We start from the raw sequence: 965 nt of genomic DNA, 5'->3' as shown, positions 1-965 counted from the left end.
CCTCCGCATGGAGACTTGACCCGTCGGGGAACACGGGCCGCCCCGGCGCCTGCGCAAGGGCGGCCTGCACGCCGGCCAGCCTCTCTTCGGCATGGGCAAGTTGAGTGATGTAGTTCGGAGCCCTGCTCGGCTTTGTCCTGAGCCGCTCGATGTGGACCTTGTATCTACGGCTGAGGTCGGTCAGGTTTTTTTGTTCTTCTGGGGCGTCCGTTCGAACGAGGTGGTTGCACCGGTTGAAGCACTCAAGGTGTTTCACGCAGGGGCTAGCCGCGAAGCTGTTCAAACAAAACCCATAAGGTGTGAAATGAAGAGCGCCCGCCTCGGCGTTAAGAAACTCAAATGCCGCTTCATCACCTTCTTCTCGCTGAAGGCGCTGAAAGGCACTCACGACCGGGCCGGTAATCTTGCCTCCTCGGATCAAGTCAAAAGCCTGGCGGGCCTTCGCACCAAGCATCGATTTCGCCAACCGCGCTGTGTCGGGCTCCATCTCATCGAGATGCTCGGCCAGCGTCCTGTGATCGTAGACGTAGCTCTGGTCTACGCCCTTGCGATTGTACCTGCGCGAAATGACGGTGTCGGCAACGCCGCGACTGAACAGTTCCGTATTCTGCAAATGTCGGAGTGAGTGGGGATTGATCGTGTGGCAACGTTCCATTTCGGAAGCGCCGTAGCGCTGGAACAAGCGTCCGCCCTCAGTCCCGCCAAGTTGGAGTTCCAGGTCTTGCGCTGAAGCCGACTGGACCGAGAAATAGCGCTCGGTATCTATGATCGCGTCGTGCTTAGCCTCTGCCCGCGCGCGACCGGGAATAAGGAACAGTCGATCCTCAAGCCCAACGTCTCCGCGGTCGGAACGGCTCAATCGCTGTTCAGGCAATTTGGTCTTGAGGTGCTCACGGATGTACTCCTCCAGCTCGCCAACGCGTACGAAGGGAGCCCGCCCCGCCAGCCGCTCTTGGTTCGAAAGA

At 59.5% G+C, this 965-nt stretch carries 1 protein-coding gene; it reads right to left on the bottom strand.

Features of this window, described 5'->3' with window-relative positions; genetic code table 11:
• Positions 1-965: hypothetical protein (locus tag RT123_RS15180; protein ID WP_313010030.1), on the bottom strand; the 965-nt coding region annotated here is incomplete at both ends.

The sequence above is a fragment of the Brevundimonas vesicularis genome (assembly GCF_032067225.1).
Classification (GTDB): domain Bacteria; phylum Pseudomonadota; class Alphaproteobacteria; order Caulobacterales; family Caulobacteraceae; genus Brevundimonas; species Brevundimonas vesicularis_F.
Note: the sequence above shows the minus strand (reverse complement) of the source record. Positions and strands in the feature narration are given on the sequence as shown.